Source organism: Promicromonospora sp. NPDC059942, assembly GCF_042731755.1.
Taxonomy (GTDB): domain Bacteria; phylum Actinomycetota; class Actinomycetes; order Actinomycetales; family Cellulomonadaceae; genus Promicromonospora.
In genome coordinates, this window is the sequence record NZ_JBHWLR010000002.1 from 398,817 (window position 1) to 423,142 (window position 24,326).

General features: G+C 73.4%; 21 protein-coding genes. 9 read left to right on the forward strand and 12 right to left on the reverse strand.

What is annotated here, in order from left to right:
- From ACFV9Q_RS04285 to ACFV9Q_RS04295, 3 genes are all read right to left on the reverse strand, one after another.
- Positions 1-539: hypothetical protein (locus ACFV9Q_RS04285; RefSeq protein ID WP_377233311.1), on the reverse strand; the 539-nt coding region annotated here is incomplete at its 3' end.
- 166 nt (positions 540-705) lie between these two features.
- Complete coding sequence (locus ACFV9Q_RS04290) at positions 706-1,182, reverse strand: hypothetical protein (protein WP_377233312.1); 477 nt, start codon at positions 1,180-1,182, stop codon at positions 706-708.
- A gap of 129 nt (positions 1,183-1,311) precedes the next feature.
- A complete protein-coding gene (locus ACFV9Q_RS04295) occupies positions 1,312-2,106 on the reverse strand; it encodes a PadR family transcriptional regulator (protein WP_377233313.1) in 795 nt (264 codons plus the stop codon).
- A gap of 263 nt (positions 2,107-2,369) precedes the next feature.
- On the opposite strand from ACFV9Q_RS04295, the gene ACFV9Q_RS04300 reads away from it, so the two are divergent.
- The 3 genes from ACFV9Q_RS04300 (at position 2,370) to ACFV9Q_RS04310 (ending at position 3,618) form a co-directional block, all read left to right on the forward strand.
- A complete protein-coding gene (locus tag ACFV9Q_RS04300) occupies positions 2,370-2,591 on the forward strand; it encodes a hypothetical protein (RefSeq protein WP_377233314.1) in 222 nt (73 codons plus the stop codon).
- Between the two features lie 57 nt (positions 2,592-2,648).
- On the forward strand, positions 2,649-3,059 hold the full coding sequence (locus ACFV9Q_RS04305) for a nitroreductase family deazaflavin-dependent oxidoreductase (RefSeq protein ID WP_377233315.1): 411 nt from the start codon (positions 2,649-2,651) through the stop codon (positions 3,057-3,059).
- A 97-nt stretch (positions 3,060-3,156) separates the two neighbouring features.
- Positions 3,157-3,618 (forward strand): hypothetical protein, encoded by a 462-nt coding sequence (locus ACFV9Q_RS04310; RefSeq protein ID WP_377233316.1) that lies wholly within the window; start codon positions 3,157-3,159, stop codon positions 3,616-3,618.
- A gap of 76 nt (positions 3,619-3,694) precedes the next feature.
- Here ACFV9Q_RS04310 and ACFV9Q_RS04315 read toward each other — a convergent pair whose 3' ends face one another.
- Positions 3,695-5,182, reverse strand: a complete 1,488-nt coding sequence (locus tag ACFV9Q_RS04315) for an SDR family oxidoreductase (RefSeq protein ID WP_377233317.1) — start codon at positions 5,180-5,182, stop codon at positions 3,695-3,697.
- A 129-nt stretch (positions 5,183-5,311) separates the two neighbouring features.
- Here ACFV9Q_RS04315 and ACFV9Q_RS04320 point away from each other — a divergent pair, with 129 nt between their 5' ends.
- Positions 5,312-6,133: a tryptophan-rich sensory protein gene (locus ACFV9Q_RS04320; protein WP_377233318.1), complete on the forward strand. Its 822-nt coding sequence runs from the start codon at positions 5,312-5,314 to the stop codon at positions 6,131-6,133.
- Positions 6,134-6,168: 35 nt separating this feature from the next.
- Here ACFV9Q_RS04320 and ACFV9Q_RS04325 read toward each other — a convergent pair whose 3' ends face one another.
- Positions 6,169-8,061 (reverse strand): RICIN domain-containing protein, encoded by a 1,893-nt coding sequence (locus ACFV9Q_RS04325; RefSeq protein ID WP_377233319.1) that lies wholly within the window; start codon positions 8,059-8,061, stop codon positions 6,169-6,171.
- Between the two features lie 97 nt (positions 8,062-8,158).
- Between ACFV9Q_RS04325 and ACFV9Q_RS04330 the strand changes: the two genes are divergently transcribed.
- Positions 8,159-8,782 carry a TetR family transcriptional regulator gene (locus ACFV9Q_RS04330; protein WP_377233320.1) on the forward strand — a complete coding sequence of 208 codons (624 nt, stop codon included), beginning with the start codon at positions 8,159-8,161 and terminating at the stop codon, positions 8,780-8,782.
- On the opposite strand, the gene ACFV9Q_RS04335 is transcribed toward ACFV9Q_RS04330, so the two are convergent.
- Together ACFV9Q_RS04335 and ACFV9Q_RS04340 are read right to left on the reverse strand one after the other, a co-directional pair.
- Positions 8,779-9,546, reverse strand: coding sequence for a lytic transglycosylase domain-containing protein (locus ACFV9Q_RS04335; RefSeq protein WP_377233321.1), 768 nt, complete (start codon positions 9,544-9,546; stop codon positions 8,779-8,781). The two genes, ACFV9Q_RS04330 and ACFV9Q_RS04335, sit on opposite strands and share 4 nt — an antisense overlap.
- A 97-nt stretch (positions 9,547-9,643) precedes the next feature.
- Complete coding sequence (locus tag ACFV9Q_RS04340; protein WP_377231987.1) at positions 9,644-10,519, reverse strand: universal stress protein; 876 nt, start codon at positions 10,517-10,519, stop codon at positions 9,644-9,646.
- A 154-nt stretch (positions 10,520-10,673) separates the two neighbouring features.
- On the opposite strand from ACFV9Q_RS04340, the gene ACFV9Q_RS04345 reads away from it, so the two are divergent.
- The gene (locus tag ACFV9Q_RS04345; RefSeq protein ID WP_377233322.1) at positions 10,674-12,344 is read left to right on the forward strand and encodes a GAF domain-containing protein; all 1,671 of its coding nucleotides are present in this window, start codon (positions 10,674-10,676) and stop codon (positions 12,342-12,344) included.
- A gap of 15 nt (positions 12,345-12,359) precedes the next feature.
- On the opposite strand, the gene ACFV9Q_RS04350 is transcribed toward ACFV9Q_RS04345, so the two are convergent.
- From ACFV9Q_RS04350 to ACFV9Q_RS04370, 5 genes are all read right to left on the reverse strand, one after another.
- A complete protein-coding gene (locus ACFV9Q_RS04350) occupies positions 12,360-13,013 on the reverse strand; it encodes a response regulator (protein WP_377233451.1) in 654 nt (217 codons plus the stop codon).
- Between the two features lie 65 nt (positions 13,014-13,078).
- Positions 13,079-13,648: a hypothetical protein gene (locus tag ACFV9Q_RS04355; protein WP_377233323.1), complete on the reverse strand. Its 570-nt coding sequence runs from the start codon at positions 13,646-13,648 to the stop codon at positions 13,079-13,081.
- Between the two features lie 132 nt (positions 13,649-13,780).
- Positions 13,781-15,445 (reverse strand): thiamine pyrophosphate-binding protein, encoded by a 1,665-nt coding sequence (locus ACFV9Q_RS04360; RefSeq protein WP_377233324.1) that lies wholly within the window; start codon positions 15,443-15,445, stop codon positions 13,781-13,783.
- Between the two features lie 199 nt (positions 15,446-15,644).
- Entirely contained in the window at positions 15,645-18,458 is a 2,814-nt protein-coding gene (locus tag ACFV9Q_RS04365; protein ID WP_377233325.1) for an immune inhibitor A domain-containing protein, read from the reverse strand.
- A gap of 181 nt (positions 18,459-18,639) precedes the next feature.
- Complete coding sequence (locus ACFV9Q_RS04370) at positions 18,640-20,541, reverse strand: FAD-binding monooxygenase (RefSeq protein ID WP_377233326.1); 1,902 nt, start codon at positions 20,539-20,541, stop codon at positions 18,640-18,642.
- Between the two features lie 94 nt (positions 20,542-20,635).
- On the opposite strand from ACFV9Q_RS04370, the gene ACFV9Q_RS04375 reads away from it, so the two are divergent.
- From ACFV9Q_RS04375 to hpaE, 3 genes are read left to right on the forward strand one after another with little or no spacing between them, the layout of a single operon-like run.
- Entirely contained in the window at positions 20,636-22,117 is a 1,482-nt protein-coding gene (locus tag ACFV9Q_RS04375) for a fumarylacetoacetate hydrolase family protein (protein ID WP_377233327.1), read from the forward strand.
- Positions 22,114-22,818, forward strand: coding sequence for a GntR family transcriptional regulator (locus ACFV9Q_RS04380; RefSeq protein ID WP_377233328.1), 705 nt, complete (start codon positions 22,114-22,116; stop codon positions 22,816-22,818). Before ACFV9Q_RS04375 ends, ACFV9Q_RS04380 begins: the two co-directional genes overlap by 4 nt.
- Positions 22,815-24,323 carry a 5-carboxymethyl-2-hydroxymuconate semialdehyde dehydrogenase gene (gene hpaE / locus ACFV9Q_RS04385; protein WP_377233329.1) on the forward strand — a complete coding sequence of 503 codons (1,509 nt, stop codon included), beginning with the start codon at positions 22,815-22,817 and terminating at the stop codon, positions 24,321-24,323. The genes ACFV9Q_RS04380 and hpaE overlap by 4 nt, the downstream gene beginning before the upstream one ends.
- Positions 24,324-24,326 lie beyond the last annotated feature (3 nt).

Here is a 24,326-nt window from a genome sequence, read left to right on the forward strand (position 1 = left end):
ATACCCTGGGGGGAGCACCCTACCGTCTCTGTGGCGAGTGCGGGTATGCGGGCGAAAAATGCGGTTCGACTCAACAACCCCTCCTTCCAGCCCCACCACGCTGGTGCGCTCGCGGTGAACGACGTGACGAACCGGGCGACGAGCTCGCGCAGCTCGGACCGTTCGTGCACCTGGCGCCCCAGGAGCAGGGCCGCCTCCTCGCGGTGGTGCTCGGGGCAGTACGCCCGGACCTCGGCGGCCTCGAAGAGGTCCCACGACGGCATCAGGTTGGACAGCCGGCCTGCGCGCACGAACGCCGTCGCGGGGGCGAGGTCGTCGAAGAACGCCCACCGGTCCGTGAGGTCGACCGCGGCCCCGCGGCAGATGCGGACCTCGGCGGTCTCCAGGGTCCCGGGCAGGGCCGGCCGGTCGACGACGGCCGCGTAGTCCCCGCCGCCCCCGCCTTTCCGGGCGTACCAGCCGTCGGCGACTCCCTCGCCGTAGGCGCGGCAGACAGGAGTCAGGAGATCGCTGTCGGGTGCGGCGGTGGTGAGTGGCATATCGCTCCTTCACATAGCATTGCCCGGGTTTCTCCTCGCGGAGTGCCGGGTGGAATTTCCATGCAAAAGCATGGAATCCTGATCAGTTTTCACCCTGCGTGCGGAGCGATACATGGGGGGTGCTTCGCCGGGGTTCGATCGGGGTCGATCGGTGGTGGTTCCGGGGCTATCCGGCCGCCACGGCCGCCGGTCCGAACCGGGCCCAGTCGACGGACGAGTCCAGCATCCTGGTCAGCCCGATGCGGCGGACGGGTATCTCTTCGTCCTGGACCAGATCCTCCAGCTCTTTGTCCCAGGTATCGGTCGTCGCGACCACGAGCCGGGTCGTGAACGGGGCCTTGTTCGACGCCGAAAGAAATGCGGCGACGTCCGGCCTCGACAAAGGCTGTGCCGGGTCGTGGAAAGCGCACTGCACGGCCACCAGGTTCTCGGTGTCCTGCTCCCGCGCGACCAGGCTGATCCCGTTGCCCGGGCCCTCGTGGCCGGGCCATTCGCCCCATGACCACACCGTGTCGAAGGCGGCGGCCCACTCGGCGTCCGAGCGCAGGAATGCCTTCATCAATTCCTCGAACTTCTCGTCCCGGTCGGTCTCCGACTCCGACCTCAGCAGGTAGTCGTCGAGGATGGCCTCAAGTGCGGTCATGCGGACATTCTGTCAAGAGTGCTGCATAACCGCTCTCCGGGCCGGGGTAGTTCACGAGGCGTTTACCCCGGCGCGCGAGAACGGGCGGCACCACGCTGTCGCGCGGTGCCGCCCGTGGTTGATCAGGGGTCAGCGGTCCTGGGTGGGCGCCTCGCCGGCGAGGGTCAGGTAGACCTCGCGGCGGGCCTTGTCGAGCACCGCGGTGACGGTGGCCACCTGCTCGGCGGTGCCGGTGCGGGCGACCTGCTCGACGGCGTCGGCCAGCGCGCGCAGCTCGTGCCGCAGCTGGCGGCCGTGACCGTGGCCGACCTGCTCCCAGGGGGTGCCGAGCTCGTCCTTGTGCTGCTCGACGTAGGCGGTGCCCTCGTCGGTCAGCGTGGCGAGCTTGCGGCCACGGTCCTCGGTGAGGACCACGAGGCCCTCGTCGGCGAGCAGGGACAGCGCGGGGTAGACCGCGCCGGCGCTGGGGCGCCAGCGGCCGTCCGTCCGCTCCGCCAGCTCGCTGATGATCTGGTAGCCGTGCATCGGCTGCTCCGCCAGGAGCAGCAGGATCGCGGCGCGGATCTCGCCGCGGCCGGCGCGGCGCGGGCCGCGAGGGCCGCGCCGTCCGCCCTCGTGGTGACCGCCGTGCGGGCCGCGGGGGCCGAAGCCACCGGGACCGCCGGGGCCGAAGCTGCCGGGACCGAAACCGCGCCGGCCCCGGGCGGGACGCTCGTCGGCGTCGTCGTAGTCGCGGTCGTCCGGCAGGCCGGGCCCGCCGGCCATCGCGAGCGCGGGGCCGAAGCCCGGGCCGAACCCGGCGCCGTCGAACCGGGGGCTGCCGAACATCCGGCCGCCGAACCGGGCGCCCTCGAACGAGGGCAGGAAGTCACGGCCGCGGCCGCGTCGTCCGGAGTTCTGGGGGTTGTCGTCATGGGTACGCATGGTGTGTCTCCTACGTGTCGCGGCGGGGCGAGGCGGTGCGCGATCGCGCACTACGGCGTCTCGTCAGACCCGCCGATCGGGAACGTCTCCGCTCTACCGACGCTCTAAAGATAGATCAAAGATATATCGTTACGCAACCCCGACTTTCGCCGGCGGCCGTGCGGGCTCGTGGGTGCGAGTGCGCGGGGGCTGCCGTAGCGTCGAGAACCGGCCGGGCGCGCCGCGTCCGGCCGGGCATCTGGCGGGTCGTGGAAGGAGCCGGCATGAGCGAGGGCGAGCACCAGAGCACGGCGGCGGACGGCGGTCCGGAGCGTCGGGACCACGTCGAGGTGTCGAAGGAGGACGCCGACCGCCTCAAGGCCGAGGCGGCGGGCGCCGCGGACACCGCGATCCCGGGCGAGGACCCGGCGGGCGAGGCGGTCCCGGGCGAGGACCCCGAGGACAACCCGGACCTGGAGGGCGAGGAGCGGTTCGACGCGGGCTGACCTGGTCCGGGACCGCGCCTGGCGGAATGTCGTCGGCCCTGTCGGCGTTGCCGCGGAATGGACTTCAACCAGCAGATCGTCGAAGCCTTCCGCGCCAACGGCGGCGAGGTTACCGAGCCCGTGCGGTTCGGCAAGGGGCTCGTGCTCGTGCACGTGCCGAGGAAGGACGGGAGCGTGCGGATCGCGCCGCTCGCCGCGATCCAGGACGACGGCGTCCGCTACGTGGTCGGGAGCGCCGGCGGTTCGCCCAGGAACCCGGCGTGGGTCTACGGGCTGCGGCGCGCCGAGGAGGTCGACATCGAGGTGCCGGGCGAGCCGGTCGTGACCGTCCGGGTCAAGGTCGAGGAGTTGGCGGGCGAGGAGCGCGACGCGATGTGGGCGCGCTTCAAGGCGTCCTCGAGCGGCTTCGCGGCCTACGAGCGGACGGCGGAGGGCCGCGCCTTCCCGATCTTCCGGCTGATCGGCTGATCCGTCGGCCCTGAGCTGCCCCTTGGACCAGCCAAAACGCGACTAATCCGCTTGGATGGGTGAATATCCCCGATCCGACGTCAAGGAGACCCGCGCGATGACCCAGGCAGCCCAGGTCGGCACCGTCTACCAGAACAGCCAGGAGCTCCTCGACGCCGACCTGCCGCACCTCAGCATCGCCCTGGACGCGAGCGGTTACGCCATCCAACGGGATCGGGACGGCAACTGGTACAGCGTGTCGTCCGTCGGCCCGTCCGACCTCGCGGGCGTGTACACGGTGATCCACCTGCCGGCCGAGCCGCTGCCCGGCACGTACGGGTCGGTCGTCATCACGGACAACGGCACGCCCTTCATGCGCCGCTGGGACGCCGCGACCGACGAGCGGTTCGGCGTCGAGCACTGGATCGGGCCCGACGGCGTCACCGTGACCGACGGCCGCCTGCGCCACCTCGGCATCGCCCGGGCCTGGGACGCGAGCGTGCCGGGCGGCACGTCGCGGCTCGGCGGCCGGCGCCGTCGCTCCCGCGCGGCCCCGGAGCAAGCCGAACCGGCAAGCTGACTCGGCGAACCCCGATCGCCGAGTCAGTCGGCTGGTGCACACCAACCCACTGACTCGGCGAACCCCCATCGCCGAGTCAGTCGGCTGGTCGCCCGTCGCCGGCGGCGGCGTGGGCCGCCGCCCGGGCGATGTTGCGCTGCATACCGCCGAACACGATGCCGTGGAACGGGCTGATGGCCCACCAGTAGAGCTGCCCGGGCAGCCCGTGCGGCAGGAAGATCGCGCGCTGGCGGAACGTCGGCCGCTCGGCGGCCTCGTCCTCGACGGACAGCTCCAGCCAGGCCAGCCCGGGCAGGCGCATCTCGGCGCGCAGCCGCAGCAGCCGGCCGGGGACGATCTTCTCCACCCGCCACCAGTCGAGCGCGTCGCCGGGCGCGAGGCGGTGCGGGTGCCGGCGACCGCGCCGCAGGCCGGGCCCGCCGAAGAGCCGGTCCATGGCGCCGCGCGCCACCCAGCCCAGGCGCCAGGAGTACCAGCCGTGGGCGCCGCCGATGCCCTCGATCACGGTCCACAGGGCCTCGCTCGTCGTGTCCACCACGCTCGACCGGTCGTCCACCAGCAGGCTCCCGCCGGCCCAGTCCGGGTCGTCGGGCAGGGGGTCGGACGGCGCGCCGGGGGTCGAGGCGGACACCCAGCTCGTGCGCACGTCGAGGTCCCGGATCCGCGCCAGGGCGAGCCCCACCGCCCGGTCGAAGCCGGTCAGCCCCTCGGGCGGGTCGGGCACGTACTGCTTGATGTCGTCCTCCTGGGCCACGACCTCGTGCACGAGCGACCCCACCAGGGGCTTCGCGATGCCCGGCGGCACGGGTGTCACCAGGCCCACCCAGAGGCTGGCCAGCCGCGGCGTCAGCACGGGGACGGCGCGGATCACCCGCGGGCGCAGGCCGGCGACGGCGGCGTAGCGCTGCATCATCTCGCGGTAGGTGAGCACGTCGGGACCGCCGATGTCGAAGCCGCGGCTGACGTCCGCCGGGATCTCGGCGGCGCCGACCAGGTAGCGCAGCACGTCGCGCACCGCGATGGGCTGGATGCGGTTGTTGATCCAGCGCGGCGCGACCATGGCCGGGAGCCGTTCGGTGAGGTAGCGCATCATCTCGAACGACGCGCTGCCGGAACCGAGGATCACGGCGGCGCGCAGCACGATCGTCGGCGCCCCGCCGTCGAGCAGGATCTCCTCGACCTCGCGGCGCGACTCCAGGTGGGGCGAGAGCCGTTCGCCCTCGGGGTAGAGGCCGCCCAGATAGACGACGCGGCCGACGCCGACCTCCCGGGCCACGACCGCGAAGCCGCGGGCCGTGGCGCGGTCACGCTCGGCGAACCCGGGGCCGGCCCCGAGGGCGTGGATCAGGTAGTAGGCGACGTCGACGCCGTCGAGCGCCCGGCGCAGGTCGCCGCGGGAGGTGGCGTCGCCCTCGACCACCTCGACGTCGCCGGACCACTCGCGCGAGGCGATCCGCTCGGGGTGGCGCGCGAGCACGCGCACGTCGTGCCCGGCGGCGAGCAGCTCGGGCACGAGCCGCCCCCCGATGTACCCGGTGGCTCCGGTCACGAGGACGTGGGACATGGGACGACACCAACCTTTCCGCAAAACAGGAAGCCGAGCGATTTACTAGATAGGCTAGGCATATTCGCCGGGCGGTTGCCTGCTGGGGCAGGTACGGGGGGCCGCCCGGCCCTTCCCGAGGAGGCCTCCATGGCACAGGGCGCACCGCGCGACACATCGCGCGACCGGTTGCAGCAGATCGTCGTCACCGTCAGCTTCGTGGTCTGCGTCATCGGTTCCATGATCGGTGTCGGCGTGTTCGGTGGCACGTCCGTCAACGCGGCGGCCGGGGGAGCGCTGGACACGGACGCCACGCTGCTCGCGCCGGCGTCCGCCGCGTTCTCGGTGTGGACCGTGGTCTACGTCGGGCTCGCCGGGTACACGGCGCTCCAGTGGTTCCCGGCCCCGACGGCCGAGGCACAGGCGCGGCAGCGGCGCCTGCGTCTGCCGGTCGCCGGGACCATGCTGCTGAACGCGGCGTGGATCCTGGTGGTCCAGGCCGGGTGGCTCTGGGTGAGCGTGCTCGTCATCGCGGCGCTGCTCACGCTGCTCGTCCGGGTCTTCCTGATCCTGCTCCGTACCCGCGCGCACGGGGTGGTCGACCGGGTGCTGGTCGACGGCGTGCTCGGCATCTACCTCGGCTGGGTCTGCGTGGCCACGGCCGCCAACATCGCCGCGGCGCTGACCAGCGCCGGGTTCGACGGCGCGGGACTCGCCGCGGACTGGTGGGCCGTCGGCGTCCTCGCGGTGGTCGGCGTGATCGGCGTCGTCCTGGCCGTGCGGGGGAACGGTCCCGTGGCGGTGGCCCTGGCCATCGCGTGGGGCCTGTCCTGGATCGCCGTCGAGCGGTGGGACGGCACGCCGTACTCGGCCCCGACCGCCGCCGCGGCGCTCGCGGCCGCCGTGGCCGTGCTCGGCGTGACCGCCGTCGTCCGCGTGCGCGCGGTCGCCCGGGCGGGAGCCTCGGCCTAGCGAGGCCCCCGCCCGGGCGGTCGGACGGCGGCGGCTCAGCCGACCCGCGTCAGCCGGAAGGTCTGCGCCGCCGACCCGGTGCACGGTTGCTGCGTGAACCGGGTCCCGTCGGCCCCGGTCGCGGAGCCGAGCGTCAGGCACGCGCCGCTGTGCCGGGCGGTGAAGGTGACGCCGCCGCCCGCCGTCGTCGGCCGCCACTGCTGGTTGGTGCCGCCCACGTACGACCACAGGTGCACCGCCGTGCCGGCCGCCACCGCGCCCGGACCGCCGGCCACGTCCCAGACCTTGCCGGCGTGCTGGTTGGCCACCTGGTAGTACCCGTCCGTGGTCGGCGTGAAGCGCCAGCGCTGGTTCGCCTGCGCGGCGGCGCCGCAGGCCCACTGCTGCAGGCCGGTGCCGTCGGCGGTGCCCCAGTCGGCGGCGTCGAGGCACCTGCCGCTCGCCGACGAGGCGACCTGGTACCAGGAGGCCGGGTCCGGGTCGGCCGGGGTGGTGGTCGACTGCGGGTCCCACGTGTACGTGGCCACTGCCCGGCCGGGCAGGGTGTGGGTCAGGGAGCGGCCCTCGTCCGTGATGGAGAACGTGCGGCTGCCGGAGGAGGCGTTCACCACGTACGCCACGCGGGTGCCGTCCGGGTTCTGGTAGACGACGTTCTGCAGCCCGCCGGACTGCTCGCTGGTGGAGCCGATGCGGCGCGCGCCGGCGTCGATGAACTTGGTGAGGTGTCCCAGCACGTAGAACTCGGCGTTGCGGGTCACGGTGCTCCCGGCGATCTGGACGACGCCGTTGCAGCGGGTGCCGCAGTGCCCCTGGTGCGGGCCGCCGTTCTGGTCGAGCGCGAGGTTCCAGTTGATCGTCGTCTCCCCGCCGTTGCGCATGTTGCGCACCACGAGGTTCTCCGCGTGCCAGACCAGGGTGTCCCCGAAGGTGTTCGCCGCGTTGTCGCTGTCGGTGCCGGAGCACTCGGTGAAGTACACGCGCTTGCCCGCCGCGACCACCTGGGCCTGCGCCTCGGGGGAGCCGCCGTAGCAGTGGAACGCGGCGCCGACGACGCGCGAGACGCCCTGGGTGCCCGAGAAGACCTCCAGCGGGTAGTCGGGCCGGTCCCAGTTGTGGTCGTAGGCGAAGATCTGGGTGCCCAGCCCGGCGCTGGTCAGCCGGGCGTCGAGCACCCGCAGGAACTGCGCCTGCTCGGCCGCGGACATGCTCAGCGAGGGGTAGCTCGTGGCGAACAGCGGCTCGTTCGCCACCGTGAGGTCGCTGAGCGTCACGCCCTGCTGCGCGTAGGCCTGGATCGTGCGCACCAGGTAGTCGGCGTACTCGTCGTAGTTCTCGGCGCGCAGGCTGCCGCCGTTCAGCGAATTGCCCGACTTCATCCACGCGGGCGGGGACCAGGGGCTGCCCATGAACCGGATGTTCGGGTTGATCGCCAGGGCCTGCCGCAGCACGGGCAGGATCTGCTGCTGGTCGCGGGCGATGCTGAACTGCCCGGGCGTGTCCTCGTAGGTGTAGAAGCCGCCGGAGTTGAAGTCGGTGCTGCCCAGCGGCTGGCGCAGGTAGTTCAGCCCGATGCCGTCGCCGCTGCGCGAGAACAGCGACCGCAGCAGCGTGTCGCGGGTGCCGGCCGGCAGGCCGCTGATCAGCGCGGCGGACGCCTCGGTCACCGACGCGCCGGCGCCGGTGAAGCGCTGTGACACCTGGTCCGGGCTGACCCGGATGTCGGTGGCCTGCGGGCCGGTGCCGAACGCGAGGCTGCCGCCGTCGGCCAGCCTGCGGGTGCCGTCGGCGGTGGTGACCCAGACGTGCGCGGTGGTCGGGGCGGCGGCGGCCGAGCTCACGGCCGGCCCGACGCCGACGGCTGCGACGGCCAGCACGCTCAGCGTGGCGAGCGCCGTCCGGAGGTGCCCGGTGCGGGTGGTGCGCGTCATTGCGACTCCCTCGGTGGGTGGAATGTGGGCGCCACCCTACTCCTACCTACCAAGCACTCGGTAGGTAGTGGATCCACGTACCCGTAGACTCCCTCGGATGACACGAGAAGCCGGGGGCGCCAGGACGCGGCGTCCGCCCGCGGAGCGCCGGGCGGAGATCCTGCGCATCGCCATGGAGACGTTCGCGGAGCGCGGGTACCAGAGCGCGTCGCTCGCGGAGATCTCGGCGCGGGTCGGGCTCACCCAGGCGGGCGTGCTGCACTACTTCTCGTCCAAGGCCGGGCTGCTCACCGGCGTGCTCGACCTGCGCGACTCGACCGACATCGAGGAGCTCGGCAGCGAGCGCCCCCGCGGCCTGGCGTTCCTGCGGCACCTCGTGGAGACCACGCGCCGCAACACCGAGCGCGAGGGGATCGTGCGGCTCTACACCGTGCTCGCCGCGGAGAGCGTGACGGCCGAGCACCCCGCGCAGGACTACTTCCGCGACCGGTACCAGGGGCTGCTCGCCCTCGTCGTCGAGGCGCTCGACGAGGCCCGGGACCGGGACGAGATCGCGGCCGACGTCGACACCGCGACGACCGCCCGCGTGATCGTGGCGACGATGGACGGCCTGCAGCTCCAGTGGCTGCTGGAGCCCGGCTCGGTCGACATGACGCGGGCCACGGAGCTGGCGATCGTCCGCCTGATCGGCCGCGACCTGCCGCCCGCAGCGAGCCGCTAGGCGCCGGGCTCCGTGGTGACGCCCGGCTCCGCGCCGTACGACGTGGCGAGGTCCGCCACGTCGTGGGCGTAGGACACCGAGCGGTTGTAGGCGGCCAGCGCGGCCGTCCAGCCGTCGTCGGTGGTCAGGTCGCCGCCGCTCTCGCACAGGTAGTGCGCCGCCGTCAGCACCGCGTCGTCGATCTGGTGCGGGTCGGCCCGGCCGTCCAGGTTCCCGTCCTGCGCGTAGTCGCCCCAGGTGGTGGGGATGAACTGCATCGGGCCGACGGCGCGGTCCCACCGCACGTCGCCGTCGAGCTCGCCCTCGTCGGTGTCGAGGATCTCCATGACCCCCTCGCTGCCGTCCAGCGCGATGCCGATGATCGGCGGGCTCACCAGCCCGTCGGCGTCCGTGCTCGCCCCGAGGTAGCTGCCGTGGATCGACTCCACGGCGCCGATGCCCGCGAGCGTGTTCCACCCGAGGCCGCACTCCGGGAGGGTCTCGGCCAGCCGGAGCGACGCCCCGGCGTAGGCGGCCAGCGCCCGCCGCGGGATCCCGGTGCGCTCCGCGGTGTCGCGCAGCCAGCCCGGGTCGGCCAGGTCGGCGATCGGGACGGCGTCGCTCCCGCCCTCGGCGGAGGTGGCGGGAACCCGCTGCGCCGGCGCGGGCGGGTAGTCCAGCTCCAGCTCCAGCTCCAGCGCCTCGGGCAGCGTCCTGCCGCCCGGGCCGCAGGCGGTCAACAGCAACGCGGCCGCGCAGACGACGGCCCCAGCTCGTGCTCTCACGGTGCTGACGCTACGTCCGGTTCGCGCCGATCCGGTAGCCCGTGACAAGACCTCCCGCAAACGTGCGCTTCTCCGGCTGCCGCCCGGCCCGGCCCGGTCACACCGTCGCGGGGGCGTGCACCACCAGGACCGGGCACGGCGCGCCCCGCAGCACGGCGTCGGGCACGCTGCGCAGCATGCGGCCCAGCACCGTGGGGTGCCGGCGCCCGCCGACGACGACCAGGTCGTCCGGGGCCAGGTCCTCCAGCAGCACGCCCGCCGGGTCGCCGCGCAGGATCGCCGTCGTGCACGTGACCTGCGGGTACTTCTCCGCCCACCGGGCCACCTGGTCGGCCACCTCGGCGCGGGCCGCCTCGTGCCACGTCGCGGCGACGGGGTCCGCCTGGTACAGCGCCGAGCTGATCGGGTCGGTGCCCGTCACGTGCACCACCTCCAGCGGGCAGCCGCGCGTGGCCGCCTCGGCGAACGCCGCCCCCAGGACGTCCGGCTCGTCGTCCCGGGCGATGCCCACGCGGATCCGGCGGGGGTCGCCCGTCGTCGCGCCCACGGGGACCACCACGACGGCCCCCGGGGACGACGCCGCGAGCGCCGACGACGTGGAGCCGAGCAGCATCCGGTCGAACGCGTCCAGCCCCCGGCGGCCCACCACGACGAGGTCGCAGGTGCGCGACCGCTGGCTCAGCACGTGCGCCGCGGTGCCGGGCAGCACCACCACCTCGACGTCGCGGCCGCCCGGCCGGCGTCCGCCGAGCCGGGTACGTGCCGCCTCCGCGGCCCGCCGGGCCTCGTCGCGCGTGTCCCGGACCGGGTCGCCCAACCCGGGCACGGGTGCGGGCGGCGTGGCATGGGTCGCCACCACCGTCAGGCGCGCCTCGTGCACGTCGGCGGCGTGCGCCGCCCAGTCGAGCGCGGACAGGCTCTCGCCCGACCCGTCGACGCCGACGACGATGCCCCGGTACCAGGTGATGCTCATGATCGGGCTCCTTGCTCTCGCACTTCCTGTGCTCACCACCAGCACATCAGCCCCAGGCCCTGCCCGGCAGTGCCACCAGGCCCCGCCGTCCGGGACGAAGGTCCCGCGCGCCGTGCCGCCCGCCCGCGCGCTAGCGTGGCTGCAGGAGGTACCGATGGACCCGGTGAGCGCTCCGCGAGACCGCACCGACGTGCTGCTCGAGGCGGTCGTCGGGGTCAGCCGCGGCCTGGACCTCGAGACCGTGCTGCACCGGATCGTCGAGGCCGCCGTCGACCTCGTCGACGCCCGGTACGGCGCCCTCGGCCTGCTGGGCGCCGACAACCGGATCGCCAGGTTCCTCACGGTCGGCATGACCGACGACGAGGTGGCGGCCATCGGCCCGTACCCCACGGGCCGCGGCGTGCTCGGCGAGATGATCCGCCACCCCGTGCCGCTGCGGCTGCAGGACCTGTCGGCGCACGTCGCGTCCGTCGGGTTCCCCGCCCACCACCCGCCGATGCGCACCTTCGTCGGCATGCCGCTGCGGGTGCACGGCTCCCCGTTCGGCAACCTCTACCTCACGGACAAGCGCGGCGGGGGCGAGTTCACGGCCGAGGACGAGCGGGTGCTGGAGGCGCTCGCGGCCTCGGCGAGCGTGGCGGTGGAGAACGCCCGGCTCTACGACGTGGCGCGGCTGCGCGAACGGTGGGCGCGGGCGAACGACCGGATCTCGCGCCACGTCCTGGCCGGGTCGTCGCCGCACGACGTGCTGACCCTGATCGCCAGCGAGGCACGAGAGGTGGCGGACGCCGACGTGACGGTGACGGCCGTGCCCGACCCGATGACCGGGCGCCTGGTGCTGCAGTCGGCCGCGGGGCTCGGCGCGGAGGCGCAGGTGGGTTCGGTGCTCGCGGCCGACGGCACGTTCGCCACCCTGACGTTGCGCACGGGCGTGATGATGGTGACGGACGACGCCACCGCGGACGAGCGCGCCAGCCTGGAGCTGGACCTGCCCGGCCCGCTCGGCCCCCTCGCCGTCTGGCCGCTCGGGCAGCCGGGCAGCGCCCGGGGCGTCCTGGCCGCGGGCCGCGTCCGGGGCCGCATGCCGTTCTCGTCGGTGGTGGTCGAGGCCCTGGGCGCGTTCGCCGCGCAGGCCGCGGTCGCGCTGGAGTTGGCGGAGGGGCGCGCCGACGCCGAACGGGTCACGCTGCTGCGCGACCGGGAGCGCATCGCGCGCGACCTGCACGACCTGGCCATCCAGCGGCTGTACGCGACGGGCCTGGCGCTCCAGCGCGTGGCCCGGGGCGCGTCACCGGAGATCGCCGCGCAGCTCGGCAGGACCGTCGACGACGTGGACGAGACCATCTCGCTGGTGCGCACCACGATCTACCGGCTGCAGTCGGGGGAACAGCCCGCCGGCGCGGGCGCCCGCCGGGTGGGGCTGCGCTCCCGGGTGATCACCGAGGTCGACGCGACGGCGGCGGCGCTCGGCTTCACGGCCCGGCTGCGGTTCGAGGGGGCGGTCGACACGCTGGTGACGCCCGACGTCGCGGAGCACGTCGTCGCCGTCCTGCGCGAGGCCCTGTCGAACATCGCCCGGCACGCGCACGCGTCGCGGGCCGAGGTGCGGCTGGCCGTGGGGGAGGACGTGGTGCTCACGGTGAGCGACGACGGCGTGGGCATCCCGGAGGGCGCGACCCGCAGCGGCCTGCTCAACCTGGCCCGGCGCGCGGCGGAGTCGGGCGGCGTGCTGCTCGTGACGCCCGTGAACCCGGAGGCCGTACAGACCGGCACCCGGCTGGAGTGGCGGGTGCCGCTGTCGCAGGACGAGTCGCCGGAGCCCTGACCCGTCCCGGCGCTCTCAGGGGTGGGGGCGCTTCTCGTGCTCCAGCCGGTCGGCGAGCACGGCGGCCTGGGCCCGCCGTTCGAGGCCCAGCTTGGCGAAGATGCTGGAGACGTAGTTCTTGACGGTCTTCTCGGCGAGGAACAGCTCGCCGCCGATCTGCCGGTTGGTCAGGCCGTGCCCGATCAGGCCGAGGATGCGCCGCTCCTGGTCGGTGAGCTGGGCCAGCGGGTCGGGCTCGTGGTGGGCGTCGGCCCGGAGCCGCTCCATGACGCGCGCCGTGGCGCGGGGGTCGAGCATCGACCCGCCCGCGGCGACGGTCAGCACGGCCTTGACCAGGTCGGTGCCGCGCACCTGCTTGAGCACGTAGCCGGCGGCCCCGGCGAGGATCGCGTCGTAGAGGGCCTCGTCGTCGGCGAACGAGGTGAGCATGAGGCAGGCGAGGTCCGGCATCTGCGAGCGCAGCTCCCGGCAGACGGTGACGCCGTCGCCGTCGGGCAGCCGGACGTCCAGGACCACCACGTCGGGCTCGGCGGCGGGCACCCGGGCCAGCGCCTCCCGCGCGGTCCCGGCCTCGCCCACGACGCGGACGCCCGGCTCGGACTCCAGCAGGTCGGCCACGCCGCGGCGGACCACCTCGTGGTCGTCCACCAGGAACACGCGCACGTCCATGTGCCCCACCGTAGCCGCGGTGCCCGTCCCGGTCGCGACCGGGACGGGCACCGTGGGGTGTGCCGTCATCGCAGCGCGGGGAAACGCTCGACCATGCGGCGGCGCGACCACCACTTGCCGAGGCCGGCGGTGTCGCCGGCCAGGAAGGCGGCCAGGCCGATGAGCAGGACCGCGTCGACCAGGTGGTAGTCCACGAAGGGGTTGTTCTCGAGGGGCAGCGAGGCCATCCACATCAGCAGCATGAGCAGCGCGCCGGTGCCGGCCGCGATCCGCATGCCGATGCCCAGCGCGAGCGCCAGGCCGATGCCGAGCAGGCCGATCATGAACAGCCAGTCGACGACCGGGTTGCCGGCCATCGGGTTGAAGAAGCCGGCGAAGGTGCCCTCGACGCCGCCGAGGAACCCCTCGGTGGGGGAGCCGCCGTTGATCCAGGCGGCGTCGGACGGGGTGGCCATGCCCCAGCCGAAGAGCTTGTCGCCGAACGCCCACAGGAACTCGACGGCGAGCAGCAGCCGGACCCCCGCGAAGGAGTACCGGGCGACGGCCTCGCTCGTGACGTGGGTGGTGGCGGCCGTTGCTTCCCGTGCGCCCGACCCGTGCGCCCACTCGGCGGGGTTGTGGCTGACGGAGCTCATGATGTCCTCCCGGTGGATGCGCCGGACCTCTTCCGACGCCTGTCTCCACCCTCTCGCCGGGTATTGCCGCGCGGCAGAGTCGGGGGCCCCGCCCGGACGGGACCTTGGTCCCGTTTCCTCAGGTCAGGGGGGTCAGCGGGCGCGGTTCGCGGCCAGGATCTCCTCCTGGTACGGCGCGACGACGGACCCCGACACGCGGCAGTCCAGGAGCAGGAAGCGCCGGTCGGCGACGGGCTCGGCGGCCCAGGCCGCGACCCGGTCCAGGTCGGCCAGCGAGCGCACGACGACGCCCTCGGCGCCCACGGCCCCGGCGAGCGCCGCGAAGTCCGCCTCGGGGATGAGCATCGGCTCCTCGGTGATGCCCTGCCGCCCGTACACGTGCACCTCCGCGCCGTAGGCGGCGTCGTTCCAGACGACGGCCAGGCCGCGGCCGCGCGCGGTGCGCACGGCCGTCTCCAGGTCGGCCAGGGCCATGAGCCCGCCGCCGTCGCCGGTGGTGAGCACGACGGCGGCGTCGGGCCGGGCCGCGGCCGCGCCGGCGACGCTGGGGAAGCCGAGCCCGATGGATTGGTAGGCGGTGCCGACCATGACCATGCGGTCGGGGGCGGCGACCGGCCAGTACATGTTGGCCCAGCCGATGAAGTGGCCGCCGTCGGAGACGACGACGCGGTCTTCCGGCAGCAGGCCGGCGAGGCGGTGCGCGACGGTGCGCGGGTCGAGGCGCCCGTCGGGCGCGATGCCGTCGGCGGGGCCGGTCTCGTAGGTGCGGGCCGCGGCGACGTCGACCGTCTCGCGCCAGCCGGAGGGCTTGGCGCCCAGGGCGTGCAGCTCGTCCAGCAGGGCGCGGGCCACCAGCGCGGCGTCGCCGCGGACGAACCCGCCGACGTGCCGGTGCGTGGCGGCGGGCGCGATGTCGACCTGGACCACGCGCGTGCCGGGCGCGAACAGCTCGCCGAACCGCATCGTGAACTGGTTGAGCGAGGCGCCGAGCACGACGGCGACGTCGGCCTGGCGCACCAGCTCCATGGCGTCGTGGGCGCCGAAGCCGCCCGCGACGCCGAGGTCGTACCGGCCGTCGGGGAAGACCCCGCGGCCGAGCGCCGTGGTGGTCGTCAGCGCCCCCGTGGCCTCGGCGAGCTCGCCGAGCGCGCCGCCCGCCCCGGCGAGCCAGGCGCCGCGGCCCGCGAGCAGCAGCGGGCGCTCGGCCTCCGAGAGGTGGCGGGCGAGGTCGGTGAGGGCGGCGGCGTCGAAGGGCCCGGCGGGGGCGAGCGGCCTCGGCAGCACGGGCTCGGGCGCCTCGGGGATCGGCCCGGCGTCCAGGGCGGCGACGTCGTAGGGGATCGCGAGCACCACCGGGACCCGGTAGGTCAGGGAGTGCTCGATGGCGATCACGCTGGTGGCGGCGGCGTCCGCGCGGCCCACCGTATAGGTGCGCGCGCCGACGGCGGCCGCCAGCGCGATCTGGTCCACGTCCCACGGGCGGGGGCCCGACGTCGGCTCGTCACCCGTCAGGAGCACCAGCGGCACGCGGGCCTGGGCGGCCTCGGCGAGCGCGGTCAGGGCGTTGGTGAAGCCCGCGCCGTAGGTGGCGGTGGCGGCGGCGATGCGGCCCGACGCGCGGAAGTGGGCGTCGGCGGCGACCACGCCGCCGGCCTCGTGGCGCACGGCGGTGAACCGGGCGGTGGTCGAGCGCTCCAGGGCGTCGAGGAACCAGGCGTTGCCGTTCCCCATCACGCCGAAGACGTGGTCGACGTGGCGGGCGACGGTACGGGCGACATGGGCGGACACGGTGGGCACGGGGCCTCCAGGGAAACAGTGACGGATGAGTGGTGCGGTCCGTATGTGTCCCGTGCGGGCCCGGCCAGGGGCCCGTCGCGCGCCCCTTTTTCGAGCGCAGGCGGTGGTGTCGGTGGTGCCCGCCTTGACGGTCTTGAGTATATCTGCCGGCCCGAGCCGGTGACCCCACGTCGGGGTCACCGGCTCAGGACGGCGGGAGTCACCGCCCCGAGAGCGGCGGGGTGATCTGGATGAGGGCCGAGGTGTTGTCCTTGAAGGCCTTCTTGAGGTGGATCACGGTGCCGTAGCCGACGCCGTCGTCCTCCGGGTCCCCGGTGCCCGTGACGGCACCGATGCCGAAGTCCTGCCCGAACAGCTCCGGCAGGAGCTGTCCGCGTTCGTCGACCATCCGCACCGTGTAGGGCGAGTTGTCGACGGACGGCACGACCGTCGACGCGTCGTTGTCGCGGTAGTACAGGCCGCCGTTGTCGTTCAGCTCGAGGCCGGGGTACCAGCCGGCGTCGTCGGTGAACGTGCGCACCGGCGCCTGGGCCCGGAACTTCGTGCAGAACTCCTTGGTGGTGTCCGTACCCGTGATGCACTCGGTGAACGGGTACGTCGGCCGGAGGCCGAACGCCGCGTTCGACGACTGCGCGCGGGACGGGACGTTCTTCAGCGCGGAGGTGTCCGGCGTGGCCGAGTCGTCGCGGCGCAGCGGGTCGAAGTGGCTGTCCACCAGCAGCAGGCCGCCCTTCGGCCCCGCGCTCGGGAGCGCGGAGAGGTTGCTCAGCACCAGGTTGGCGTTGCCGTACGTGGTGTCCCGGTACCAGACGAGCATGCCGGGCGCGTTGTACGCGACCTTCTCGACCTTCCACGCGTCGGTCTGCGGCGCCGCGTACGTGGAGTCGTACGCGTACTTCAGACCCTTGTCGAAGCCGTCCAGGTTGCGCCACTCGACCAGGTAGTACTGCGCCTGGACCGACGAGCCGGACGTGGTCTGCCAGCCGGCACCGGTGGTGTCGACGAACGTCGTCGCCTCGGCGGTCCAGCCCGGGTCGGTCGTCTCGACGTCGTCGCTCCACACGACCGTGTCACCGCTCGTGAGCTCGAAGTCGTCGGAGAACCAGCCGCGCTCCTGGAAGGCCGCGTCCGTGGCGTACCGCAGGCGGACGTCGACCGTGGTCCCGGCGAACGCGGACAGGTCCACGTTGAGATGCGCCCAGCCCTCGCTGGTGCCGGTCAGGCCGTACCGCTTGTCGCCGAAGTCGGCCATGCGGCCGTTCGGGTCCGCGTACCCGTCCGGGGTGGTGACCTCGGCGCCCGCGTCGTCGTAGACCTTCTGCTCCGCCCAGGTGGCGCCACCGTCGGTGGAGACCTCGACGTAGCCGTAGTCCCAGTCGGCCTCGATCACGTAGTCGGCCCAGAAGGAGAACGTGGCGTCGTCCGGGACCTCGACGGTGCGGGAGAGCCGCGCGTCGGCCCAGTCCTGGTCGGCGCCGGAGTACCACATGTTCTCGCCGCTGTGCGGCGTGCCCAGCGTGATCTCCTTGTCCGGCAGGTTGATCTTGACGCCGTCCTCGGTGCCCTTCAGCGGGCGGGAGGCCTGGCCCACCTTGACCGTGGTCCGGCGGTCTCCCGGGTTCACCTCGACCGGGTCCACCCAGCCCAGCACCCACTTGTCCCAGATGCCCATGTGCGTGGGCATCGACTGGAAGATGGGGCCCGAGTGCGAGCCGGAGCTCATCAGGTCCCAGAAGTCGACGTCGGAGTCGCCGCCGCTGCCCGTGTCGTACAGGTCGGGCAGGCCCAGGTCGTGGCCGTACTCGTGGGCGAACACGCCGACGCCGGAGTCCTCCGGCTGCACGATGTAGTTGGAGAGCTTCAGATCGGTGCCCGGGATGTCGGCGCCGCCCGCGACGGCCGACGAGTGGGCCCAGATGGCGTAGGTGCCCTGCTCGCCACCGCCGCCCGACTTGTCCTCACCCGCGTGGACGAGGACGACGTGGTCGATCACGCCGTCCGGCTCGTAGACGTTGCCGTCGTCGTCGCGGTCGGACTGGTCCTCGATGTCGTAGTCGGCCCACGGGAAGTCGGGCTGCAGCTCGGCGAGCGCCGCCACGGCGTCGATGGGGAGCTGACCCGCCCCGAGCGGGTTGTCGGGATGGCCGTTCATGGACTGGTACGCGCCGGCCTCCCACTCGCCCTCGTCGTTGAGGAAGCAGCGCTGGGCGCCGTAGTACGCCTCGGAGTGCGGCACCTTGACCCACGGCGTGGCCTCACCGGAGACGGTGTAGGCGCCCCGCGACATCTCCTCGTACATGTTCTTCATGGTGTAGCCGGAGATGTCGATGCCCCGCCTGCCGTCCGGCCCCCTGAGGTCGGTGCGGACCCGCTGGGTGATGCCCCTGTCGGTGAAGAGCATCTTGTTGAAGTGCTCGGACGAGAAGTCCGCGACCCACATCGAGTTGTTGTCCGGCTGCGAGGCGTCGGCCGGGTCCGGGATGTTGTTGTGCAGCGGCCCGTTCTGGACGTTGCCCGGCATGCACTCCGAGGAGCCCCAGTAGGTGGGCACCATCTGGTCGGTGAAGTCGTCGTTCGCGTTCTCGTCGAACTCGACCAGGATCGTCAGGAGCTTGGCCTCCTGGGTCTGCGGGGCACGCTTGTAGCGCGAGTGCTTGATGTGCCTGGGGCTGGAGCCGGTGACGACGGCCTCGTTCTCGAGCTCCGCCAGCTTGCGTGCCGCCGTCGGGTTGCCGCCGGCGTACTTCTTGTCGATCTCGTCCGAGGCGGCCTGGACGGAGGCGTCCACCCCGACCCCGTTCTTCCCCCTGGCCCGGTGGACGACGGTGCTGCCGTCGGCCCTGATCTCGACGTCGTCGTCGATCTCGGGCTGCGCGGCGACGTCCGCGTAGTTGATGTAGTGCTCGGAGCTCTCGATGGTGGGCGCGCCGCTGCCGGCGGCCGACGCGGTGGTCGTTCCTCCGGTCGCGGCGAGCCCGGCGACGGTGAGTGCGAGGACGGGTATCGCGGCCATCGTGCACCGCAAGGCACGGGGTGACGGTGTTCTCATGCTTTCTCCCAGATCAGGCCGTCGACCGGGGTCGCGCGACGGCAGGGGCAGAAGGCCACGGGAAAGTCGCGGCGACCGCATGCCTACCGGAAATCGACCTGTAAAGAAAGCAAATCTTGATTTTTCCGACTATTGAACGACGAATTCACCCGCGGGATTTACTTGGCAGCAGCGCCCCGGCGAGGAACGCGCCGAGCTCGTCGCGCGCGGTCAGTGGCAGGACGGCGGCCACGTACTGGTCCGGGCGCACCACGACGACGGCGCCGCCGCGGTCGATGCCGCGCAGGTCGAAGATGTCGTGGCTCGGGTCGGTCGCGTAGACCTTCTCGTGGTCGACCAGCCCGAACGGGCCGACCCGCGGCCGGAACACCTCGGGCACGTCGGCGAACTCCACGGCGAAGTGGTCCTGCTGGTAGACCACCTTGACGTCGAGCACGGCGTCCGGGTCGCCGTCGGCCGGGGTGTGCCGCAGCAGGGGCGAGTCCGGCGCGGTGCCCAGCCAGTGCGCCCAGTCCTTTAGGGCCGAGGGGTCACCGGGCGCGGCGGCGTCGGCGAACGCGTAGACGCGCCACCGCCCGTCGGCGCGGGCGTGGTGGCCCAGGTGGGCGGGGTTGCCCTCGGCGACGCGCTCGACCGGGGCCGACTTGAACCGCTTGCCGACCGGGAAGCCCGTGGCGAGCGCCTGGTGCGCGGCGTCGGCCACGATCATGGACGGCTGGTACTGCGTCATGAACCCGCACGGGAACTCGGCCGTCTTGACGTAGAAGTCCTCGAGGTACGTCGGGTCGGGCAGGTCCTCGGGCCGGGTCGCCATGAGGCGGGACCACTCCCGGTCGAAGTCGATGAGCTCCTGGGCCACGACCTGGCGTTCTGCCGAGTACGTGGCGAGCAGCGCCTCGGGCGCGCGGCCGGTGAGCACGTGCGCCAGCTTCCAGGCGATGTTCCACCCGTCCTGCATGGACACGTTCATGCCCTGCCCGGCCTTGGCGCTGTGCGTGTGGCAGGCGTCGCCGGTGAGGAAGACGCGCGGCGTGCGGGTGCCGGTCAGGTCGGCTGGCGCGTCGTCGAACCCGTCGGTGACGCGGTGGCCCACCTCGTAGACGCTGTGCCAGGGCACGTCCTTCACGTCCAGCGTGTAGGGGTGCAGGATGCGGTTGGCGCGGGCGATGATCTCGTCCAGCGTGGTGGCGCGGACGCGGGCGCCCTCGCCCGGCGGCACCTCGCCGAGGTCGACGTACCAGCGGGCCAGGAAGCCGCCCTCGCGGGGGATGAGCAGGATGGACCCGCCGTCGTGCGACTGGATGGCGCACTTGGTGCGCACGTCCGGGAAATCGGTGACGGCCAGCACGTCCATCACGCCCCAGGCGTGGTTGGCCCGGTCGCCCACGGGCTTGCGGCCGATGGCCTGCCGGACGGCGGAGTGCGCTCCGTCGGCGCCGATCACGTACCGGGCGCGGACGGTGCGGTTGCTGCCCTCGTGGGGCCCGGCCGTGTGCCGCAGGGTCACGGTGACGGGCTCGCCGGCGGCCTCGGGGACGGTGAGGCCGGTGGCCTCCAGGCCGTAGTCGGGGGTCACGCGCGCGGGCGCGCGGGCCGCCACCTCGGCGAAGTAGTCGAGCACCCGGGCCTGGTTGACGATCAGGTGCGGGAACTCGCTGATCCCGTCGGGGTCGTCGGGCGGCACGGCCGCGCGCGCGATGTTGCGCGGGTCCGCGGGGTCCGGCTTCCAGAACGCCATCTCCGTGATGCGGTAGGCCTCGGCGGTGATCCGCTCCGCGAACCCGAAGGCCTGGAACGTCTCGACGCTGCGCGCCTGGATGCCGTCGGCCTGGCCCATCTCCAGGCGCCCGGCCCGCCGCTCCACGACGTGCGTGCGGATGCCGGGGAACTGGGCGAGCTGCGCCGCCGCGATCATGCCCGCGGGCCCGCTGCCGACGATCAGCACGTCGACCTCGTCCGGCAGCTCGGCGGGCCGGTCGATCCCGTACCCGGCGGCCGGCTGCACGTGCGGGTCTCCGGTCACGTAGCCGTGGTGGTGGAACTGCATCGTTCGTCCGTTCTGCCCGTGGTCGGCGACGTTGCCGGGCCCGTTCAGACCATATACGATCTGTGATACGAAGCACCAGGGAGCAAGGGAGCTCATGGGTACCGAAGCACAGGACGGCCCGCTCGACCGCCGGCCGGGCAAGATCGTCGCCGTCCACCTCGCGTACGCGTCCCGCGCCGACCAGCGCGGACGGCGGCCCGCCGCCCCCTCTTACTTCCTCAAGCCGGCCAGCTCGCTCGCCGCGACGGGCGGCGTCGTGGAGCGGCCCGCGGGCACCGAGCTGCTCGCCTTCGAGGGCGAGGTCGCGCTGGTGATCGGCGAGCCCGCCCGGCACGTGGCGGTCGAGGACGCGTGGGGGCACGTCACCGCGGTGACCGCCTCGAACGACCTGGGCGTCTACGACCTGCGCCAGGCCGACAAGGGCTCCAACGTGCGCTCCAAGGGCCGCGACGGGTACACGCCGCTCGGCCCCCGGTTGATCGACGCGCGGACGGTGGATCCTGCGGCGCTGCGGCTGCGCACCTGGGTCAACGGCGACCTGGTGCAGGACGACACGACCGGCCCGGACGCCCTGCTGTTCCCGTTCGCGCAGATCGTGGCCGACCTCTCCCAGCACCTCACGCTGGAGCGGGGCGACGTGATCCTCACGGGCACGCCCGCCGGGTCGAGCGTCGTGGTGCCCGGCGACGTGGTCGAGGTCGAGGTCGACGCCCCGACCGCGCCCGGTGCGCCGACGTCCGGCCGGCTGGTCACCACGGTGGTGCAGGGCGAGGTGCCGTTCACGGACGTCGGCGCCGGCCCGAAGGTCGACGACGCCCAGCGGGCCGACGCCTGGGGCAGCCGCGAGGCGGCGGGGCTGGACCCCGAGCCCGACCCGTTCGTGCTCACCGACGAGCTGCTCGACCTGCTGCGCCGGGCGCCCGTGGCCGGCCTCTCCGCCCAGCTCCGCAAGCGCGGCCTGGACAACGTGATCATCGAGGGCGTGCGGCCCAACCTCCCGGGCGCCACGCTCGTGGGCCGCGCGCGCACCCTGCGCTTCGTGCCCAACCGCGAGGACCTGTTCGCGTCCCACGGCGGCGGGTACAACGCGCAGAAGCGCACCTTCGACACGGTGGGCCCCGGCGAGGTGATCGTCATCGAGGCGCGCGGCGAGACCGGCTCGGCCACGCTCGGCGACGTCCTCGCGCTGCGTGCCCAGGTGCGCGGGGCCGCCGGCGTGGTCACCGACGGCGGCGTGCGTGACTTCGACGCCGTCGCCGCCACGGGGCTGCCCGTCTTCAGCCGCGGGCCGCACCCCGCGGTGCTCGGCCGCCGGCACGTGCCCTGGGACACCGACGTCGCCGTGGCCTGCGGCGGCGCCACCGTGCTGCCCGGCGACGTCGTGGTGGGCGACGCCGACGGCGTCGTCGTCATCCCGCCGCACCTGGTCGCCGAGGTCGCCGCGGCGACCGTCGCCCAGGAGGAGCAGGACGCCTGGGTGGCGCAGCAGGTCGCCGCCGGCCACCCGATCGACGGGCTGTTCCCGCCGGACGCGACCTGGCGGGCGCGGTACGAGGAATGGCGGGCCGCCCGATGACGCTCGACGGCGGGGCCGGCTCGGCCGTCGAGGCCGCGTTCGCCGGCGAGATCAGCAAGTCCCAGGTCGCCTACGCCTACCTGCGCGACCGGATCGGCCGCCGCGACCTCGGCCCGGGCTACCGGCTGGTGCTGCGCAGCATCGCCGACGAGCTCGACATGAGCGTCGTCCCCGTGCGTGAGGCCATCCGGCGCCTGGAGGCCGAGGGGCTGGTCACCTTCGAGCGCAACGTCGGGGCGCGCGTCGCGATGATCGACGAGCGCGGGTACGTCGAGGCCATGCAGGCCCTCGGCGTGGTCGAGGGCGCCGCGACCGGCCTCTCGGCCCCCGCGATCTCGGCCGCCGACCTCGACCGGGCCGCCGAGGTGAACGACCGGCTGCGCTCGCTGCTGGACCACTTCGACCCGCACGCGTTCACGGCCCTGAACCGGCAGTTCCACTCGGTGCTGTTCGAGTCGTGCCCCAACGCGCTGCTGCTCGACATGGTGCACCGCGGCTGGGCCCAGCTCTCCGGGCTGCGCGACTCCACGTTCGCGTTCGTGCCCGGCCGGGCGCACGACTCCGTGGCTGAGCACGCCCACATCCTCGACCTCATCCGCGACCAGGCGGACCCGCTCGAGATCGAGATCGCCGCGCGCGACCACCGCTGGGCCACCATGCAGGCCTTCCTCGACTCGCGAACAACCTCGGAGGCACCGTGACCGACCACCCCACCCGCCACGTGCCCGCCGATCTGCCGGGCCACATCCAGCACTACATCGGCGGCCAGCTCGTCGACTCGCTCGACGGCGGCACGTTCGACGTGCTCGACCCGGTGTCCAACGAGGTCTACGTGCGTGCGGCGGCCGGGCAGGCGGCCGACGTCGACCGCGCCGTCGCCGCGGCGCGCACGGCGTTCACCGACGGGCCGTGGCCCCGGATGCTGCCCCGCGAGCGCTCCCGGGTGCTGCACCGGATCGCCGACCTCGTCGAGTCCCGCGACGCGCGGCTGGCCGAGCTGGAGAGCTTCGACTCCGGCCTGCCCATCACGCAGGCGCTGGGCCAGGCCCGGCGGGCTGCGGAGAACTTCCGGTTCTTCGCCGACCTGGTCGTGGCGCAGGCGGACGACGCCTTCAAGGTGCCCGGCCGCCAGCTCAACTACGTCAACCGCAAGCCGATCGGCGTCGCGGGCCTCATCACGCCCTGGAACACGCCGTTCATGCTGGAGTCCTGGAAGCTCGGGCCCGCGCTGGCCACCGGCAACACGGTGGTGCTCAAGCCCGCCGAGTTCACGCCCCTGTCGGCATCGCTGTGGGCGGGCATCTTCGAGGAGGCGGGGCTGCCGCCGGGCGTGTTCAACCTGGTCAACGGCCTGGGCGAGGAGGCGGGCGACGCGCTGGTCAAGCACCCGGACGTGCCGCTGATCTCGTTCACGGGGGAGAGTCGGACCGGCGAGACGATCTTCGCCAACGCCGCGCCGTACCTCAAGGGCCTGTCGATGGAGCTGGGCGGCAAGTCGCCCGCCGTCGTCTTCGCCGACGCCGACCTGGACGCCGCGATCGACGCGACGATCTTCGGCGTCTTCTCCCTGAACGGCGAGCGCTGCACCGCGGGCAGCCGCATCCTCGTGGAGCGCGCGGTCTACGACGAGTTCGTCGAGCGGTACGCCGACCAGGCGAAGCGCGTGGTGGTGGGCGACCCGCAGGACCCGGCCACCGAGGTGGGCGCGCTGGTGCACCCCGAGCACTTCGCCAAGGTGATGAGCTACGTCGAGATCGGCAAGGGCGAGGGCCGCCTCGTCGCGGGCGGCGGACGTCCGGAGGGGCTGGCGACCGGCAACTACGTGGCGCCGACCGTCTTCGCGGACGTGCCGCCGTCGGCCCGGATCTTCCAGGAGGAGATCTTCGGCCCCGTCGTGGCGATCACGCCGTTCGACACCGACGAGGAGGCGCTCGCGCTGGCCAACGGCGTGCGGTACGGGCTGGCCGCCTACGTGTGGACCAACGACCTGCGGCGCGCGCACACCTTCAGCCAGGCGATCGAGGCGGGCATGGTGTGGCTCAACTCGAACAACGTGCGCGACCTGCGCACGCCGTTCGGCGGGGTCAAGGCCTCCGGCCTCGGGCACGAGGGCGGCTACCGCTCGATCGACTTCTACACCCACCAGCAGGCCGTGCACATCACGCTCGGCGCGGCGCACCACCCCACGTTCGGCAAGGGAGCCTGACGC

Bases quoted from the DNA above. Each gene is read 5' to 3' on its own strand.
- ACFV9Q_RS04290 (WP_377233312.1), bottom strand. From the start codon at position 1,182: ATGACCGCACTTGAGGCCATCCTCGACGACTACCTGCTGAGGTCGGAG.
- ACFV9Q_RS04295 (WP_377233313.1), bottom strand. From the start codon at position 2,106: ATGCGTACCCATGACGACAACCCCCAGAACTCCGGACGACGCGGCCGC.
- ACFV9Q_RS04300 (WP_377233314.1), top strand. From the start codon at position 2,370: ATGAGCGAGGGCGAGCACCAGAGCACGGCGGCGGACGGCGGTCCGGAG.
- ACFV9Q_RS04305 (WP_377233315.1), top strand. From the start codon at position 2,649: ATGGACTTCAACCAGCAGATCGTCGAAGCCTTCCGCGCCAACGGCGGC.
- ACFV9Q_RS04310 (WP_377233316.1), top strand. From the start codon at position 3,157: ATGACCCAGGCAGCCCAGGTCGGCACCGTCTACCAGAACAGCCAGGAG.
- ACFV9Q_RS04315 (WP_377233317.1), bottom strand. From the start codon at position 5,182: ATGTCCCACGTCCTCGTGACCGGAGCCACCGGGTACATCGGGGGGCGG.
- ACFV9Q_RS04320 (WP_377233318.1), top strand. From the start codon at position 5,312: ATGGCACAGGGCGCACCGCGCGACACATCGCGCGACCGGTTGCAGCAG.
- ACFV9Q_RS04325 (WP_377233319.1), bottom strand. From the start codon at position 8,061: ATGACGCGCACCACCCGCACCGGGCACCTCCGGACGGCGCTCGCCACG.
- ACFV9Q_RS04330 (WP_377233320.1), top strand. From the start codon at position 8,159: ATGACACGAGAAGCCGGGGGCGCCAGGACGCGGCGTCCGCCCGCGGAG.
- ACFV9Q_RS04340 (WP_377231987.1), bottom strand. From the start codon at position 10,519: ATGAGCATCACCTGGTACCGGGGCATCGTCGTCGGCGTCGACGGGTCG.
- ACFV9Q_RS04345 (WP_377233322.1), top strand. From the start codon at position 10,674: ATGGACCCGGTGAGCGCTCCGCGAGACCGCACCGACGTGCTGCTCGAG.
- ACFV9Q_RS04350 (WP_377233451.1), bottom strand. From the start codon at position 13,013: ATGGACGTGCGCGTGTTCCTGGTGGACGACCACGAGGTGGTCCGCCGC.
- ACFV9Q_RS04355 (WP_377233323.1), bottom strand. From the start codon at position 13,648: ATGAGCTCCGTCAGCCACAACCCCGCCGAGTGGGCGCACGGGTCGGGC.
- ACFV9Q_RS04365 (WP_377233325.1), bottom strand. From the start codon at position 18,458: ATGGCCGCGATACCCGTCCTCGCACTCACCGTCGCCGGGCTCGCCGCG.
- ACFV9Q_RS04370 (WP_377233326.1), bottom strand. From the start codon at position 20,541: ATGCAGTTCCACCACCACGGCTACGTGACCGGAGACCCGCACGTGCAG.
- ACFV9Q_RS04375 (WP_377233327.1), top strand. From the start codon at position 20,636: ATGGGTACCGAAGCACAGGACGGCCCGCTCGACCGCCGGCCGGGCAAG.
- ACFV9Q_RS04380 (WP_377233328.1), top strand. From the start codon at position 22,114: ATGACGCTCGACGGCGGGGCCGGCTCGGCCGTCGAGGCCGCGTTCGCC.